This is a genomic window from Streptomyces sp. NPDC001732, from assembly GCF_053596315.1.
The window spans coordinates 17,228-32,501 of sequence record NZ_JBSFFY010000002.1; the positions used below are offsets into that span (position 1 = coordinate 17,228).

A 15,274-nucleotide genomic window follows, 5' to 3' on the forward strand; every position below is an offset into this window, starting at 1 on the left:
GGGGCGCCGAGACGACGCTCACGCGCGGCCGGTGTGCGCCTCGACGGCGTCGTTGATCACGGGCCAGAGCTCACGGGGGCGGTCGTGCCCCATGTCGGGGATCAGCAGCAGCTTCGCTCCGGGTACGAGAGCCGCGGTGCGCTCCCCGCCGCTGGGGTCGATCAACGTGTCGTCCAGCCCGTGGATCACCAGGGTCGGGACCCGGAGCTCCCGGAGGGCGTGGGCGCGTGAACCGCTGAGGAGCATCGCTCCGAGCTGACGCCCGACCCCGGCCGGGTAATGCGCGCGGTCGTAGCCGGCGGCGGCCAGCTCACGGAGGGCCGCGGGGTCGCCGTAGCGCTTGGAGGCCCAGACCAGGTCCCGCTCCGCCGCCGCGATGTACCCCTCCCGGTCCGTCGGCTTCGGACCGGAGATCACCGCCTGGGCCTCGGGGCTGGACCGGCCGTATTCGGGTTCGCCGGTCGTGGACATCATCGACGTCAGGGTCAGCACCCGGTCCGGCCGGGCGATGGCCATCAGCTGCGCGAGCACGCCGCCCATCGAGGACCCGACCACGTGGGCCCGTTCGATCCCGAGCGCCGTGAGCAGGCCGAGACCGTCGTCGGCCATGTCCTGAAGCGTGTAGGGAACCATCGCGAGGGCGGCCGGAACGTCCCCCGAACTCACGGCGGCGATGAGCCGGCCCGTGTCGACGGGACGGTCGTCGAACTTGGTGGACAGCCCGCAGTCGCGGTTGTCGTACCGGATCACATAGCGGCCACGGCCGGCGAGTTCGCGGCAGAAGTCCTCGTGCCAGGCGATCATCTGCGCGCCGAAACCCCCCACGAGCAGGACGGGCGGGTCGACGGGGTCACCGAAGGTCTCGTACGCGAGGGACACTCCGGGAGAGACTTCAACAATCGGCATGTCGGCAGTTTCCCCGTACACACTGCCTGGACACACCTGGATTACCGGCCGCGCCCGGCCTCTGCGTTCCCTGCCGCCGGGCGGCGCGCTCCGCGCCAACGCTTCGCCGAACCCGCCCGCGCTAACGCTTCGCCGAACCCGCCCGCGCTAACGCTTCGCCGAACCCGCCCGCGCGGACCGGATCACGCCCGCGGCGGCGATCAGGAAGCCGACGCCCATCAGCATGCACAGCGACCAGGCGATGGACGGCAGCGGGCGGGTGCCGAGGAACAGCGGGGCCACCGTGACCAGTGTGGACAGCGCGCCGACGAAGAAGACGATCGCGCCGATCCGGACCAGCCGGTCGCCCGCGCCAGAAGGTGTAGTACTCACCCCGCCAGGGTAGTTCCCGGGGGCGGCGAACCACCCCGGGGCCATCGACGCGCGCAACAGGCGCCGTTTCCGGACAGCAGTCCGGATGACCAGGCTTGACGAGGGGTACTCCTCCTGTGGAGGCTGCTGCCAGCAGGGGAGCACCACCACTGGATAGCCTGACCTGCTGAGGCTTGTTCCGGCACACGGGTTGAGATGGGGTGCGTGCTTTGCCGACTGGCAAGGTCAAGTGGTTCAACAGCGAGAAGGGCTTCGGCTTCCTCTCCCGCGACGACGGCGGCGACGTCTTCGTGCACTCCTCCGTGCTGCCCGACGGCGTCGACGCCCTCAAGCCGGGCCAGCGCGTCGAATTCGGAGTCGTCGCAGGTCAGCGGGGAGATCAGGCGCTCTCGGTGGCGATCTTGGACCCGACCCCCTCCGTCGCGGCCGCGCAGCGCCGCAAGCCGGACGAGCTCGCGTCCATCGTGCAGGACCTGACCACCCTGCTGGAGAACATCACGCCGATGCTGGAGCGCGGCCGTTACCCCGACAAGGCGGCCGGCAAGAAGATCGGCGGCCTGCTGCGCGCGGTAGCCGACCAGCTCGACGTCTGAGCCCCGGTTCCGTACGGGCTCCGGTTCCGTACGGGCTCCGGTTCCGCGCGAGCCCTTGCTCTGCACGGGCCCGGCTTCGTACGGGCCCCGGTTCCGTACGGTCACGGCCCCGGTGGCCGGTTCAGCCCCGGTGGCCGTTTCAGACGAACGACAGCGCGTCCGGGCCGAGGGGCGGTACCAGTCCCTCGGCCGCCGCGCGGGTCAACAGGCCGCGGATCGCCGCGTAGCCCTCTTGGCCGAGATCGGACGTGAACTCGTTGACGTACAGCCCGATGTGCTGGTCCGCCACGGCCGGGTCCATTTCCTGGGCGTGCTCCAGCACATAGGGCCGGGACGCCTCCGGCTCGTCCCAGGCCGCCCGCACCGAGGCGCGCACGGAGTCGGCGAGCAGTTTCAGGGTGTCGGCGCCCAGCGACCGCTTGGCGATGATCGCGCCGAGCGGGATCGGCAGTCCGGTCGTGTCCTCCCAGTGCCGGCCCATGTCGGCCAGGTTGTGCAGCCCGTAGTTCCGGTACGTGAAGCGGGCCTCGTGGATGACGAGACCGGCGTCCACCTTCCCGTCGCGCACGGCGGGCATGATCTCGTCGAACGGCATCACGACGATCTTGCCGACGCCTCCCGGCACCTTCTCCGCGGCCCAGAGCCGGAACAGCAGGTACGCGGTGGAGCGCTCGCTCGGCACGGCGACGGTCCTGCCCGTCAGGTCCCCGTCCGCGCCCTCCCGCGTGAGGACGAGCGGCCCGCAGCCCCGCCCGAGCGCCCCGCCGCACGGCAGCAGCGCGTACTCGTCGAGGACCCAGGGCAGCACCGCGTACGAGACCTTGAGGACGTCGAGTTCGCCGCGCTCGGCCATTTTGTTGGTGAGGTCGATGTCCGCGAAGGTGACGTCGAGGGCGGGCGCGCCGGGGACCCTGCCGTGTGCCCAGGCGTCGAAGACGAAGGTGTCGTTGGGGCAGGGCGAGAAGGCGATCCGCAGCGGGTCAGGAGTCGTTTCGGTCACGGTGGATCCAACTTTCCAGTACGGGGGCGAGCTTCCCGAACGCGTCGGTGAGCGCGGCCAGCGCGTCGCCGATGCGCCAGGCGTCCCGGTCGCGCGGGCCGACGGCGTTCGAGACGGCCCTGATCTCCAGGACGGGCACGCCGATGCACTCGGCCGCCTCCGCGACCCCGAAGCCCTCCATGGCCTCGGCGGCGGCCCGCGGGTGCGCGGCGAGCAGGGCGGCGGCGCGCCCGGCGCTGCCGGTCACGGTGGAGACGGTGAGGACGTCGCCGGTGACCGCGCCGGTGGCGGCGGCCACGTCCCGTACCAGCGACCGGGGCGGGAAATGCAGGACCCGGCCGAAGCCGAGCCCGGTGACGGGCACGAAGCCCTCCGGGGTCTCGGCGCCCAGGTCCGCCACGCCGATGCGATCGGCCACCACGAGGGAGCCGACCGGTGCGACACCGGCGAACCCGCCGCCGATGCCGGCCGAGATCACCAGGTCGTAGCGGTCCGATGCCGGACCGAACGCGGCCAGACCGAACGCGGCCGAGGCCGCCGCGGCGCCCGGCCCCACGCCGCCCGCGAGGACGTCGAAGGGGCCCGCGCGGTGGATCTCCGCCCCCGGGGCATGGCACACCGACACCTCGGCCCGGTCCTCGAACGCGCGCGTGACCGCGTCCCGTTCTGCCGGGACAGCGGTCACGACGAGCACATGCACGGAGCGGTCCTCCGAGGTTCAGGAGGGGTTTTCGGGGTTCGCGGGGCCTGCCGGGCGGTCGGGAGGGCCGTGCCGGGCACGGCCCGGGGTCAGGAGGTCTTCTTCAGCTCGAAGTGCCAGATGCCCGTGAGCTTCTTGCCCTGGGTCTCCACGATGCTGACCTGCGTCTTGTTCGTGGTCTCGCCGGTCTGGCTGGAGAAGAAGGCGCTGCCCGGGATGGACCGGTAGGTCTTCTTGTACGGCTCCTGCTCGGCCTGCTGGCCGTTGATGAACAGGGTCCAGCCGTTCTCGGCGATCTCGGGGTCGACGCCGAAGCGGACCTTGTCGTCCATCGCGACCTCGACGGACTTCTCCGCCTTCTTGTTGAGGCAGCGCTTGATGTCGGCCTGCTTGAGGGCCTTGCCGTCGTTGTAGCAGGAGGCCTCGGAGCTCACCGAGTTGCCGCCGACCGTTACGGTCGCGAGCGGCGTCGGCTTGTCGCAGGCGGAGAGGACGAGGAGTCCCGCGGACACGGCACCAAGAGCGACGCCGATTCGACGGCCCTTACCGGAGAAGAACGCAACGGTCATGAGCCGAAGGCTATCGGTCGCTCCGGCTCACGCCACGCGGGGGTGCGGCGAGCCGCGTCGTGCGGCGCCCAGCAGGCCCCGTACGGAGGTGGCGGCGCCGAGGGCGAGAATGCCCGCGGCGACCGACATGCCCAGTACGCCGTTGAGGGGGAGGGCGATGCCGATGCCGCCACCGACCACCCAGGCCATCTGGAGCGCGGTCTCGGAGCGTGCGAACGCGGAGGCGCGCACCTCCTCCGGCACGTCGCGCTGGATCATCGCGTCCAGCGACAGTTTCGACAGGGCCAGGGTGAAGCCCGCGGTGGCGCTGAGCGCGGCGACCAGCACCGTGCCGAACAACAGCGTGGCGAGCACGGCGACCCCCAGGGCCAGGGCCAGCATCGCCACGACGATCACTTCGGGGCCGCGGGCCCGGAGCCAGGAGCCGACCGCCGTACCCGCCGCGTTGCCGGCGCCGGCCGCGACGCCGGCGATGCCGAGCGAGACGGCGGCGCTCTGCCCGGCGAGCGGGTGCTCGCGCAGCAGGAACGCCAGGAAGAAGATCAGGAAGCCGGAGAGCGCGCGGTGCGCGGCATTGGCCTGGAGGCCGTTCAGCACGGACGGCCCCACGGACCGCAGCCCCGGCCGCCTCTCGCCGTTCCGCCCCGGTGGCCTCTCCCCGTTCCGTTCCCCGCGCCGTGCCCGACGGAGCCACTTCCCGCCGGTCCGCTTTCCACCGGCCCACTTCCCGCCGGTCCGCTTCCCGTCGCCTTGCCCCGGGCCGGCCCCTCCCGGACCGCTCGGGGAGACCGCCACCCCGTGCGGCGGCACCAGCCGGGCCTTCCGCTCGCCCTTCGCGGAGTCGACCTTGGGCGGCAGCGTGAAGGCGAGGACGGCCCCGCCGACGAAGATCGCGCACGCCCCGTACAGCGGCCAGGCGGGCCCGGCCATCTGGAGCGCCGCCCCGATCGGGGCGGCGACACCGGTCGCCAGCAGCCCGGCCAGGGTGACCCGGGAATTGGCCTTCACGAGGGAGAAGCGCTGCGGCAGCAGGCGCGGCACGACGGCGCTGCGCACCACCCCGTACGCCTTCGAGCAGACCAGGACGCCCAGCGCGGCCGGGTACAGCTCCAGGCCGCCGGTGGCGACCGCGCCCGACATGGCGAGCGCGAGCACCGCGCGGGTCAGCATCGCGGCCGCCATCGCGGCGCGGCGGCCGTGCGGCAGCCGGTCCAGGAGCGGGCCGATCACGGGGGCGAGGAGGGCGAAGGGCGCCATGGTGATGGCGAGGTAGAGGGCGACCCGGCCGCGGGCCTCGTCCGTCGGCACCGCGAAGAACACCGTCGAGGCGAGCGCGACCGTGATCATCACGTCGCCCGCGCCGTTCACGGCGTGCAGCTCGATCAGTTTGCCGAGCCCGGACTCGCCGGCGCCGTGGGCGTGGGTCGCCTTCCGGATGCCCTTCGCGGCGCCGGTGAACGGCGTGTGGAGGGCACGACCGACCGCCCGGCCCGTCCTGCGGAGCGGACCGGGCTCCTCGTGCGACCTGGCGGAAGCCACCCCGTCATAGTGCCCCAGTCGCGACGGCGGCGAACCGGTATCGGCGCGGGGCGCGGCGCACTCCGTCCTGCCGGGCCGGTGGTTCGCGCCGGTCGGGCGCGCCCGGCGCGACCCGGATCCACCGGCGGTTCACAAGCCCTCCGAAGCGGCCCGCACCCGGGACGTGGCGTCGGACACGACCTCGGATACGACCTTGTTTGGGACGGGCAGGTGGGCGGGGGGCGAGAGAGGGGGTAGCGTGCGTAGCGCGCCACCGGCGGTTGACCTCGGCCGCGCGCCTCTCGGCGATCCCGCAGAATGGATGGCAGAAGGTGCGCCCGAGACAGGCAGCAACGGGTGTGGACGTCGACGCGGCCCCCAGGTCCGCTCCGCCCGCATCCGTCATGGCCGGGACCGATGGATGTGCAGGCGCGCTCGTGAGACTGGCGTAGGAGAGAAGCGAGACCTGTGAGTGCTGCGACGACGCGAAGCCGTACGGCCCGTACCCCCGTTCCCGACCGTCTGTGCGCCGAGGCGGTAGACCTCGCCCGCGCGGCGGCCGAGGAGGCAGCCGCGCCGGGGGTCGTCGGTGAGCATGTGGGCGTGGTCTCCGAGGGGGACCGGGTCGTCACTCACTTCTTCGAGTGCCAGGAACCCGGCTACCGGGGCTGGCGCTGGGCGGTGACCGTCGCCCGCGCCTCCCGCGCGAAGAAGGTCACCCTCGACGAAACGGTGCTGCTGCCCGGCAGTGACGCGCTGCTCGCCCCGGAGTGGGTGCCGTGGAGCGAGCGGCTGCGCCCCGGCGACATGGGGCCCGGCGACCTGCTGCCCACCGAGGCGGACGACCTCCGCCTGGAGCCCGGCTACACCGGTGAGGACGAGCCGCCGCCGAACTCCGCGGTCTCCGAGGTGTCGCAGGAGATGGCCGACCTCGTCGACGCGGAGGACGCGGAGCTGACGACGCGCCCCGCGACGACGAGCCGGGGTTCGATCGCCGCGGTCGCGGAGGAGCTCGGCATGCGGCGGGCGCGGGTGCTGTCCCGGTACGGGCTGCACACGGCGGCCGACCGCTGGGACGAGGGGTTCGGGGCGAAGACGCCGATGGCACAGGCGGCCCCGGCCTCGTGCGTCACCTGCGCGTTCCTGGTGCCGCTGGCCGGTTCGCTGAAGCAGGCGTTCGGGGTGTGCGCGAACGAGTTCGGTCCGGCGGACGGCCACGTGGTGTCGCTGTCGTACGGCTGCGGCGGGCACTCGGAGGCGGCGGTCATGCCGAAGCCGCCGAAGCCGGCGCCGCACGCGCTGGACACGATGCAGGTGGACGAGTACCCGCTGCGGCCGGCCCGGGACTCCGGCTCGGTCCCGGCGGAGCCGGACGAGCCGACGGAGGACCTCGGCCACTCGTAGGCGGCGGCCGGGGACGGTGGGGTTTCCCGCGGCTGCGGGGTGCGGGCTGTTCCGGCGGACCGGCCTCCGTCCTCAGACGCCGGACGGGCTTGAGCGGGATGCCGCTCGGCCGGGGCTTCCCGGGGCCGCCGTGACACGAGGGGCATCGGGTCCGGCGGGGCACCGGTTCCGTCCTCGATCGCCGGACGGGCCTGATCGTGCCGCTCGTCCGGGGACTCTTCGCTCGGCCGGGAGATTTTCCGCCTGCCCGGCAACCTCCTGCCCGGAGGCGGAGCCGGGTGCGCAGCCCGAGGCCCCGAACCGGCCGATGCGCTGTTCGGCGGCCCCCGCCCGACGAGAGGACCCGGTACCTTCGGGCGCACACTTGGCGGCACGGGCAACGCGTAACCGAAGAAGAGCGGAGTCAGAGCGTGAGCATGAATGCGACCGAAGGGGCCGATCCGTTCGGGACCGCACGGCTGCGCCGCGGGGTGCTCGACGCCTGGGGCGCCGGCCCCGCCAGGTTCCGCGAGGACGCCAACGCCGAGGAGGACCTCGCGCTCGGCGGCTACCGTGACCGCCTCGTCGTCGAGCTGGCCCAGAACGCCGCCGACGCCGCCGCCCGTGCCCGGGTCCCCGGCCGGCTCCGCCTCACCCTGCACCCGGCGACCGGGGGCACCCCCGCGGTCCTCGCCGCCGCCAACACCGGTGCGCCCCTCGACGCCACCGGCGTGGAGTCCCTCTCCACCCTGCGCGCCTCCGCCAAGCGCGAGGGCCACGAGGGGGCCGTCGGCCGGTTCGGCGTCGGGTTCGCCGCCGTGCTCGCGGTGAGCGACGAGCCCGCCGTGGTCGGCCGGCACGGCGGCGTCCGCTGGTCGCTCGCCGAGGCCCGTGACCTCGCCGCACGCACGGCCGCCGCCAGCCCCGGCCTCGGCGACGAACTCCGCCGCCGCGACGGCCACGTACCCCTGCTGCGGCTCCCGCTGCCCGCCGAGGGCACCGCACCCGACGGCTACGACACCGTCGTGGTCCTCCCGCTGCGCGACGGCGGCGCCGAGGACCTCGTCGTCAGACTGCTCGACGCGGTCGACGACGCACTGCTCCTCACCCTGCGCGGCCTCGACGAGGTCGTGATCGAGACCCCGGCGGCCGTACGGACGCTGCGCCGCTCGCAGCGCGGCCCGTACGTCCACGTCGAGGACTCCGCGCACGGCACGACCCGCTGGCGCGCCGTCACCCACCACGGCGCCGTCGAACCGGCCCTCCTCGCCGACCGGCCCCGCGAGGAACGGCTGCGCCCGCACTGGTCGGTCACCTGGGCGGTCCCGGTGGACGCGGAGGGCGCCCCGGCACGCCCCCGCACCGCTCCCGTCGTCCACGCCCCGACCCCCACCGACGAGCCCCTCGGCATCCCCGCCCTGTTCATCGCGTCGCTGCCGCTCGACACCAGCCGCCGCCACTTCGCGCCGGGGCCGCTCACCGACTTCCTGGTGCAGCGCGCCGCCGACGCGTACGCCGAACTGCTCGCGGGCTGGCAGCCGCTGTCCCCCGACACCATCGACCTCGTACCGGGCCCGCTCGGCAAGGGCGAACTGGACGGCGCCCTGCGCGGCGCGATCCTGGAACGGCTGCCGCGCGTCGCGTTCCTGGCCCCCGCCGTCCCGCGCGACACCACCGTCGACGCGGGCCGCTGGGACGGCTGGGAGGAGCGGACGGAGGACATCGGCGACCCCACGGCCACCACCGCCCTGCGGCCCATCGAGGCCGAGGTCCTGGAAGGGGCCGGCGCCGAAACCGTACGGGTGCTCGCCGAGGTCCTGCCGTGCCTGCTGCCCGCCGGGCTGGAACGCCGCAGCGAACTGCGCACGCTCTCCATCGCCCGGGTCCCGCTGACCGAGGCGATCGACCGGCTGGCCGGCCTGGAGCGCGAACCCCGCTGGTGGCGGCGGCTCTACGACAGCCTGTCCGGCATCGATCCGGACCGCCTCTCCGGCTTGCCCGTACCGCTGGCCGGAACCCCAGGAGCGGCCGGGGCGACGGACTTCGAAGCGGTGGAGGCTGCAGAGGCGGCCGGGGCGGCGGAGAGCGGTGTGCCCGGCGCGGCGGAGGCCGGGCCCTCGCCCGTGCCCCGCACCACGATCGGCCCCCGCCAGGTCCTCCTCCCGCTCCCGGACGCGCTCACGGGCCCCGTCCTGGACCGCCTCGCCCGGCTCGGGCTGAAGGTCGCCCACCCGGACGCCGCCCACCCGCTGCTGGAGAAGCTGGGCGCCCTGCCCGCCACCCCGCGCGCCGTGCTGACGACCCCGCAGGTGCGGGCCGCCGTCGCCGGATCGCTGGACGCGGGCGAGATCTGGGACGAGGACGCGCTGGACGTCGACGAACTCGCCGAGACCGTCCTCACCCTCGTACGGGACGCCGAACTGGCCCCCGGCGACGAACCCTGGCTCGGCGCGCTCGCCCTCCCCGACGAGGACGGCGAACCGGCCCCGGCCGGTGAACTCGTACTGCCGGACAGCCCCTTCGCGACCGTCATGCGGGAGGGCGAACTGGCCCTGGTCGACCGGGAACTGGCCGACCGCTGGGGCGAACAGCCGCTCACCGCCTGCGGCGTGCTGGCCGGCTTCGCCCTCGTACGGGCCACCGACGTCGTCCTGGACCCGGACGAACTGGAGCCGCGCGACGGCGACTTCGCCGAACCCGACGACGCCGGTCTGCTCGACGCCGTCGACGTGTGGTGCGAGGACGTCCTCGACCAGCTGCCCGACACCCCGGTGCCGCCGGTCGCCACCGAACTCGTCGCCGTCCGCGACCTCGACCTCGTCGACGACGACGCCTGGCCGCAGGTGCTCGCCATGCTCGCGCAGCCGCCGCTGCGCGACGCCCTGACCCAGCCGGTGCGGGTGCTGCTCCCCGACGGCACCACCCGGTCCGTGCGCCCGTACACCGCCTGGTGGCTGCGCGGCCACCCGGTGCTCGACGGCCGCCGCCCCGCCGGGCTGCGAGCCGCGGGCGGCGACCCGCGGCTCGCCGGGCTGTACGACTCCGCCGACGCGACCGGCTTCGACGACGCCCAGGTGCTGCGCGCCCTCGGCGTGCGGACGTCCGTGGCCGCCCTGCTCGACGAGCCGGGCGGCGCCGCCGAACTCCTCGGCCGGCTCGCGGACGAGGAACGCCCGGTCGACCCCGTACAACTGCACTCCCTGTACACGGCCCTGGCCGACCTCGACCCCGAACAGGTCACGCTGCCCGACGAGTTGCGGGCCGTGGTGGACGGCGAGGTGCGGGTCGTGGACGCGGCGGACGCCGTGATCGCGGACGCCCCCGACCTGCTGCCGCTCGCCGCCGGACTCCCGCTGCTGCCGGTCGCCCCGACGCGCGCGGCCGAACTCGCCGAGCTGTTCCAGGTGCGGCGGCTCGGTGACAGCGTCGAGGCGGAGGTGACGACGGAGGGCGAGGAGCACCGCGTACCGGAATCGGTGCGGGTGCTGCTCGGCGCGGGCACGCCGGAGGTGTACGTCGAGCACGGCGAACTGCGCGCGGGCGGCGTCGAACTGGACTGGCGCCGCACCCCCGACGGGACCGTGCACGCCGCCACGCTGGAGGGCGTCGCGGCGGGGCTGGCCTGGGCGGCGGGGCAGTGGCCGCGCCGCTTCGAGGTGGCGGCGCTGCTGGAGGACCCGTCCCGCACGGAGGAACTGGCCCGGGACCGCTGGTTCGACTGACGACCGGTGCACCGACGGGCCGACGCCCACGGACCGGCACCCACGGACCGACGCCCACGGACCGGCCCGGTGCGGCCGATGCGCCCACGGACCGGCCCGGTGCGGCCGATGCGCCCACGGGCCGGCCCGATGCGGTCAACACGGACCGCCGCCGAGGGGCGATCGGCCCGGCCGACGGCCGTCACGGGCACCCAGAATGGATCTTCGCAAGAAATTCAATGCTGCGTACAACCCTTCACATGTGTCACTGGTCTGGTCTGTCGAGTCAGCAGGCTCTACAGACCGAACCAGCTCCGCCCGGAGCACATCACGTGCCCGCGGAGCTCTTTCTCCACTGGGGAAGCACATGCGTATTCGCGCCACTGTCGCTGCCGTTTCCGGCGCGCTGGCCCTGTCTGCTCTGGCTGTTCCGGTCGCCCAGGCGGGCGACCACTCCGCATCGAACCTGAACAAGCCGACGTCGGGTGCCGAGGCGTTCGGCATCACCGCCCGGAGCGCCGCGAAGGCGTCCGTGGCCGCCGCCGACGTGTCGGAACCCGTCATCTCCAAGGTCGTCGTCAACGGCGGCAAGAACATCGTCCTGGGCACCACCGCCACGAAGACGATCTCCATCTCGGTCACGGCCTCGCACCCGTCCGGTGTCGTCGACGCCTACGCCGACCTGTGGCACGGCACGAACCCGACGTCGCCGGACACCATCGACGGCGCGATCCTGCCGAACGAGGACGTGTCGAAGTGCACCAAGATCAACGCGACGACCTCGACCTGCAAGCTGACGTTCACGATCGACCCGCGCTACGACCTGTACAAGAACTCCCTGGCCGGCACCTGGCACGTCTCCGCAGGCGCGCTCGCCGGTAACCAGACCGACATCGCCTACACCGACTTCTACAGCACGGCGAAGGTCCAGCGGCTGTCGCGGCTGACGGTCAACGCCGCGCCGGAGCCGGTGAAGAAGGGCGGGACGATCACGGTCACCGGGAAGCTCTCGCGGGCCAACTGGGAGGACTACAAGTACCACGGCTACACCGGCCAGGCGGTGAAGCTGCAGTTCCGCAAGAAGACCAGCTCGACGTACACCACGATCAAGACGGTCAAGACGAACAGCACCGGGAACCTGAAGACCACGGTCACGGCCTCGGTCGACGGCTACTGGCGCTACAGCTTCGCCGGTACGTCCACCACCTCGGCCATCACCACCGCGGGCGACTTCGTCGACGTGAGGTGACACCGAGACGTGAAGTGACGTCGAAGTGACGCGGGGCGGGGACGGCGCCGAAGCCGTCCCCGCCCCGCTGCCTCGTCGCCCCGCCCCGCCCCGTGCCGTGCTGGGGACGGCGGGTGTCGGCTTCGGCGTCGGCGTTACGACGGGAAGCGTCGGCCGATCAGCCGCCAGGCGTACTCCAGGACGACCGCCGCCACCACCGAGATGCCCACCGCGGTCCACGGCATCGTCGTCCCCACCAGCTTCAGCGCGAAGAATTCCTGCAGCCACGGCACGGCCAGCACGATCAGGAACGCCAGCCCCATCGCCGCCACCAGGCAGATCCGCCACCAGGTGTACGGGCGGGCGATGATGGCCAGGACCCACATCGAGACCAGGAACAGCGTGAGCGTGGCCGCGCTGGTCTCCGCCTCCAGGGAGCCCGGTCCGGTGTAGTGGTGCCGGGCGAGCAGATACGTCACGAAGGTGGCGGCCGCCGCGACGACGCCCGAGGGGATCGCGTACCGCATGACCCGGCGCACGAAGTGCGGATGCGCCCGTTCCTTGTTGGGGGCGAGGGCCAGGAAGAACGCCGGGACACCGATCGTCAGCGTCGACAGCAGGGTCAGGTGGCGCGGCAGGAACGGGTAGTCGACCTGCGTGCAGACCACCAGGATCGCCAGCAGCACCGAGTAGACGGTCTTGGTCAGGAACAGGGTGGCGACCCGGGTGATGTTGCCGATCACCCGGCGGCCCTCGGCGACGACGGACGGCAGCGTCGCGAAGCTGTTGTTCAGCAGCACGATCTGGGCGACGGCCCGGGTCGCCTCGGAGCCCGACCCCATGGAGACGCCGATGTCGGCGTCCTTCAGCGCCAGGACGTCGTTGACGCCGTCGCCGGTCATGGCGACGGTGTGGCCGCGGGACTGGAGGGCGGCGACCATGTCCCGCTTCTGCTGCGGGGTGACCCGGCCGAAGACCGCGTTCTCCTCCATGGCCGTGGCCATCTCGTCGGGGTCGGTGGGCATCCGGCGCGCGTCCAGGGTGTGCTCGGCGCCCGGCAGGCCCAGCTTCCCGGCGACCGCGCCGACCGAGACCGCGTTGTCGCCGGAGATGACCTTCGTGGCGACCCGCTGGTCCGCGAAGTAGGCCAGGGTCTCCCCGGCGTCGGGCCGCAGCCGCTGCTCCAGGACGACCAGCGCGCTCGGCACGGCCCCCTCGGTGGCGCCGCTCCCTTCGAGTCCGCCCTGCGCGCGGGCCAGCAGCAGCACCCGCAGGCCCTGCTCGTTGAGCTGCTCGATCTCGGCGAGCGCCGGGTCCTGCTCGGGCAGCAGCACGTCGGGGGCGCCGAGCAGCCAGGACGACTCCCGGCCGTCGCCCTCGTCGAACGCGGCGCCGCTGTACTTGCGGGCCGAGGAGAACGGCAGCGTCTGCGTGCACCGCCACCCCGCGCCGTCCGGGTAGGCGTCGGCGATGGCCTGCAGGCTGGCGTTGGGCCGGGGATCGGACGAGCCGAGGGCGCCCAGGACGCGTTCCAGCTGGGCCCGGTCCGCTTCGCCGAGCGCGCGGACCTCGGTGACGTCCATGCCGCCCTCGGTGAGGGTGCCGGTCTTGTCCAGGCAGACCACGTCGACCCGGGCCAGCCCCTCGATGGCGGGCAGCTCCTGCACCAGGCACTGCTTGCGGCCGAGCCGTACGACCCCGATCGCGAAGGCGACCGAGGTGAGCAGCACGAGCCCCTCCGGGATCATCGGCACGATGCCGCCGACGGTCCGGGCGATCGACCCCTTGAAGTCGTTGTTCTTGACGACGAGCTGGCTGATCACCAGGCCGATCGCGGTCGGCACCATCATCCAGGTGACGTACTTCAGGATCGTGGAGATGCCACTGCGCAGCTCGGACTGGACGAGGGTGAAGCGGGACGCCTCCTCGGCCAGCTGCGCGGCGTAGGCCTCGCGGCCGACCTTGGTGGCGGTGAAGGCGCCGCCGCCCGCGACGACGAAGCTGCCGGACATCACCGGATCGCCGGGGTGCTTCAGCACCGGGTCGGCCTCGCCGGTCAGCAGCGACTCGTCGACCTCCAGGCCGTCGGCCTCGGCGACCGTGCCGTCCACCACGACCTTGTCGCCGGGGCCCAGCTCGACGAGGTCGCCGAGGACGATCTCGGAGGTGGAGATCTCGGCGGCGACCCCGTCGCGCCGCACCGTGGGTTTGGCCTCGCCGATGACCGCGAGACTGTCCAGGGTCTTCTTGGCCCGCCACTCCTGGATGATGCCGATGCCGGTGTTGGCGACGATCACGAAGCCGAAGAGGCTGTCCTGGATCGGCGCGACGAACAGCATGATCGCCCAGAGCACGCCGATGATCAGGTTGAACCGGGTGAAGACGTTGGCGCGGACGATCTCGCGCAGCGAGCGGGACGAGCGGACCGGTACGTCGTTGACCTCGCCGCGGGCGATCCGCTCGGCCACCTCGGCGGCCGTCAGACCGCGGGTGTTCACGGCCGGGCCGGGAAGGTCCATCGGGTGGACCGGGTCGAGCTCGGCCCCGGCGTCGATCATCGCCGGACTGGTGGAGCCGGTGGAACCGGAGGGGCCGGGGGGTCCGGCGGAGCCGGCCGAGCCGGTCGTCTCGGGAGGCTGCTCGCCGAAGGAATTGGGTGCCCGGTGCGTCATGGTTCCGACGGTACGGGGGGATGGTCTGGTTCACCCACCGAGGGGTACGAAGATCAGACCGGGGGAGGAGGGGGATGGTCCCGTGGGTGGACGAAGAACCTGGCGGCAGCCGTCCGGCAACGGGCCCGTGTGCGCCGCGGGTCCCGGGAGGCGACGCGGCTCCCGGGCGACCCCGCGGGTCTCAGGAGGTGGCGTGGTCGGCGGCGTCGTCCCGGTCGGCGGTGGCCGCGGCGGCGGCCCGCTTGATCGCCGCGTCGCGCCCCCGCACGTACCAGATGCCGATCAGCCCGAGTCCCGCACCGGCCAGGCAGGTCCACAGCCACCACAGGTGGCCGTGGTCGTCGAACCAGTTGTAGAACGGAAGCTGGACCAGGAAGAGGACGAACCAGAGGATCGTGCCGCCGGTGATGGTGGCGACGACGGGCCCCTCCAGGGGCTCGGGTGCCTCGTGCTTCGGTGTCCACTTCGCCATGGGCTCAGTGTATGGGGCCCTCCCGGACCTCCGGCCGGTCCCTCCCAGCCCTCCGGCCGGTCCCTCCCGGACCTCCGGGCGGCCCGGTGGCCCAAGGGTCTACGCGCGGAGATAGCGATCTTTGTCTTATGTATTCATACTGAATCCGCTTAAGACTGTC

Annotated in this window: 12 protein-coding genes; 4 read left to right on the plus strand and 8 right to left on the minus strand. The window is 73.1% G+C overall.

Going from position 1 to position 15,274, the window contains the following annotated elements; all coding sequences use genetic code 11:
• Nucleotides 1-18 precede the first annotated feature (18 nt).
• Entirely contained in the window at nucleotides 19-906 is an 888-nt protein-coding gene (locus ACWCXX_RS02760) for an alpha/beta fold hydrolase (protein ID WP_451123605.1), read from the minus strand.
• A gap of 147 nt (nucleotides 907-1,053) precedes the next feature.
• Complete coding sequence (locus ACWCXX_RS02765; RefSeq protein WP_451123607.1) at nucleotides 1,054-1,278, minus strand: hypothetical protein; 225 nt, start codon at nucleotides 1,276-1,278, stop codon at nucleotides 1,054-1,056.
• A gap of 209 nt (nucleotides 1,279-1,487) precedes the next feature.
• Between ACWCXX_RS02765 and ACWCXX_RS02770 the strand changes: the two genes are divergently transcribed.
• Nucleotides 1,488-1,871, plus strand: coding sequence for a cold-shock protein (locus ACWCXX_RS02770; RefSeq protein ID WP_072485776.1), 384 nt, complete (start codon nucleotides 1,488-1,490; stop codon nucleotides 1,869-1,871).
• A gap of 139 nt (nucleotides 1,872-2,010) precedes the next feature.
• Here ACWCXX_RS02770 and ACWCXX_RS02775 read toward each other — a convergent pair whose 3' ends face one another.
• The 4 genes from ACWCXX_RS02775 to ACWCXX_RS02790 all read right to left on the minus strand — a co-directional run bounded on the left by ACWCXX_RS02775 (nucleotide 2,011) and on the right by ACWCXX_RS02790 (nucleotide 5,679).
• A complete protein-coding gene (locus ACWCXX_RS02775; RefSeq protein ID WP_451123609.1) occupies nucleotides 2,011-2,871 on the minus strand; it encodes a 1,4-dihydroxy-6-naphthoate synthase in 861 nt (286 codons plus the stop codon).
• Nucleotides 2,852-3,571 carry a futalosine hydrolase gene (locus tag ACWCXX_RS02780; protein ID WP_451123611.1) on the minus strand — a complete coding sequence of 240 codons (720 nt, stop codon included), beginning with the start codon at nucleotides 3,569-3,571 and terminating at the stop codon, nucleotides 2,852-2,854. Before ACWCXX_RS02780 ends, ACWCXX_RS02775 begins: the two co-directional genes overlap by 20 nt.
• 89 nt (nucleotides 3,572-3,660) lie before the next feature.
• Nucleotides 3,661-4,140 (minus strand): DUF2771 domain-containing protein, encoded by a 480-nt coding sequence (locus tag ACWCXX_RS02785; RefSeq protein WP_451123613.1) that lies wholly within the window; start codon nucleotides 4,138-4,140, stop codon nucleotides 3,661-3,663.
• Nucleotides 4,141-4,167: 27 nt separating this feature from the next.
• Nucleotides 4,168-5,679 carry an MFS transporter gene (locus ACWCXX_RS02790; RefSeq protein ID WP_451123615.1) on the minus strand — a complete coding sequence of 504 codons (1,512 nt, stop codon included), beginning with the start codon at nucleotides 5,677-5,679 and terminating at the stop codon, nucleotides 4,168-4,170.
• Nucleotides 5,680-6,126: 447 nt separating this feature from the next.
• On the opposite strand from ACWCXX_RS02790, the gene ACWCXX_RS02795 reads away from it, so the two are divergent.
• The 3 genes from ACWCXX_RS02795 (at nucleotide 6,127) to ACWCXX_RS02805 (ending at nucleotide 11,991) form a co-directional block, all read left to right on the plus strand.
• The gene (locus ACWCXX_RS02795) at nucleotides 6,127-7,062 is read left to right on the plus strand and encodes a DUF3027 domain-containing protein (RefSeq protein WP_451123617.1); all 936 of its coding nucleotides are present in this window, start codon (nucleotides 6,127-6,129) and stop codon (nucleotides 7,060-7,062) included.
• Between the two features lie 416 nt (nucleotides 7,063-7,478).
• Nucleotides 7,479-10,763, plus strand: a complete 3,285-nt coding sequence (locus ACWCXX_RS02800; RefSeq protein ID WP_451124336.1) for a sacsin N-terminal ATP-binding-like domain-containing protein — start codon at nucleotides 7,479-7,481, stop codon at nucleotides 10,761-10,763.
• 346 nt (nucleotides 10,764-11,109) lie between these two features.
• Nucleotides 11,110-11,991 carry a calcium-binding protein gene (locus tag ACWCXX_RS02805; protein WP_451123619.1) on the plus strand — a complete coding sequence of 294 codons (882 nt, stop codon included), beginning with the start codon at nucleotides 11,110-11,112 and terminating at the stop codon, nucleotides 11,989-11,991.
• Nucleotides 11,992-12,125: 134 nt separating this feature from the next.
• Here the strand turns inward: ACWCXX_RS02805 and ACWCXX_RS02810 are convergent, their stop codons facing one another.
• Nucleotides 12,126-14,642, minus strand: coding sequence for a cation-translocating P-type ATPase (locus tag ACWCXX_RS02810; RefSeq protein ID WP_451123621.1), 2,517 nt, complete (start codon nucleotides 14,640-14,642; stop codon nucleotides 12,126-12,128).
• A gap of 181 nt (nucleotides 14,643-14,823) precedes the next feature.
• Entirely contained in the window at nucleotides 14,824-15,114 is a 291-nt protein-coding gene (locus ACWCXX_RS02815; RefSeq protein ID WP_451123623.1) for a DUF2530 domain-containing protein, read from the minus strand.
• Between the last annotated feature and the right edge of the window lie 160 nt (nucleotides 15,115-15,274).

What these genes read in the sequence shown, in the direction of transcription:
- ACWCXX_RS02760 (WP_451123605.1), bottom strand. Translation starts at nt 906, where the DNA reads ATGCCGATTGTTGAAGTCTCTCCCGGAGTGTCCCTCGCGTACGAGACC.
- ACWCXX_RS02785 (WP_451123613.1), bottom strand. Translation starts at nt 4,140, where the DNA reads ATGACCGTTGCGTTCTTCTCCGGTAAGGGCCGTCGAATCGGCGTCGCT.
- ACWCXX_RS02800 (WP_451124336.1), top strand. Translation starts at nt 7,479, where the DNA reads ATGAATGCGACCGAAGGGGCCGATCCGTTCGGGACCGCACGGCTGCGC.
- ACWCXX_RS02805 (WP_451123619.1), top strand. Translation starts at nt 11,110, where the DNA reads ATGCGTATTCGCGCCACTGTCGCTGCCGTTTCCGGCGCGCTGGCCCTG.
- ACWCXX_RS02810 (WP_451123621.1), bottom strand. Translation starts at nt 14,642, where the DNA reads ATGACGCACCGGGCACCCAATTCCTTCGGCGAGCAGCCTCCCGAGACG.
- ACWCXX_RS02815 (WP_451123623.1), bottom strand. Translation starts at nt 15,114, where the DNA reads ATGGCGAAGTGGACACCGAAGCACGAGGCACCCGAGCCCCTGGAGGGG.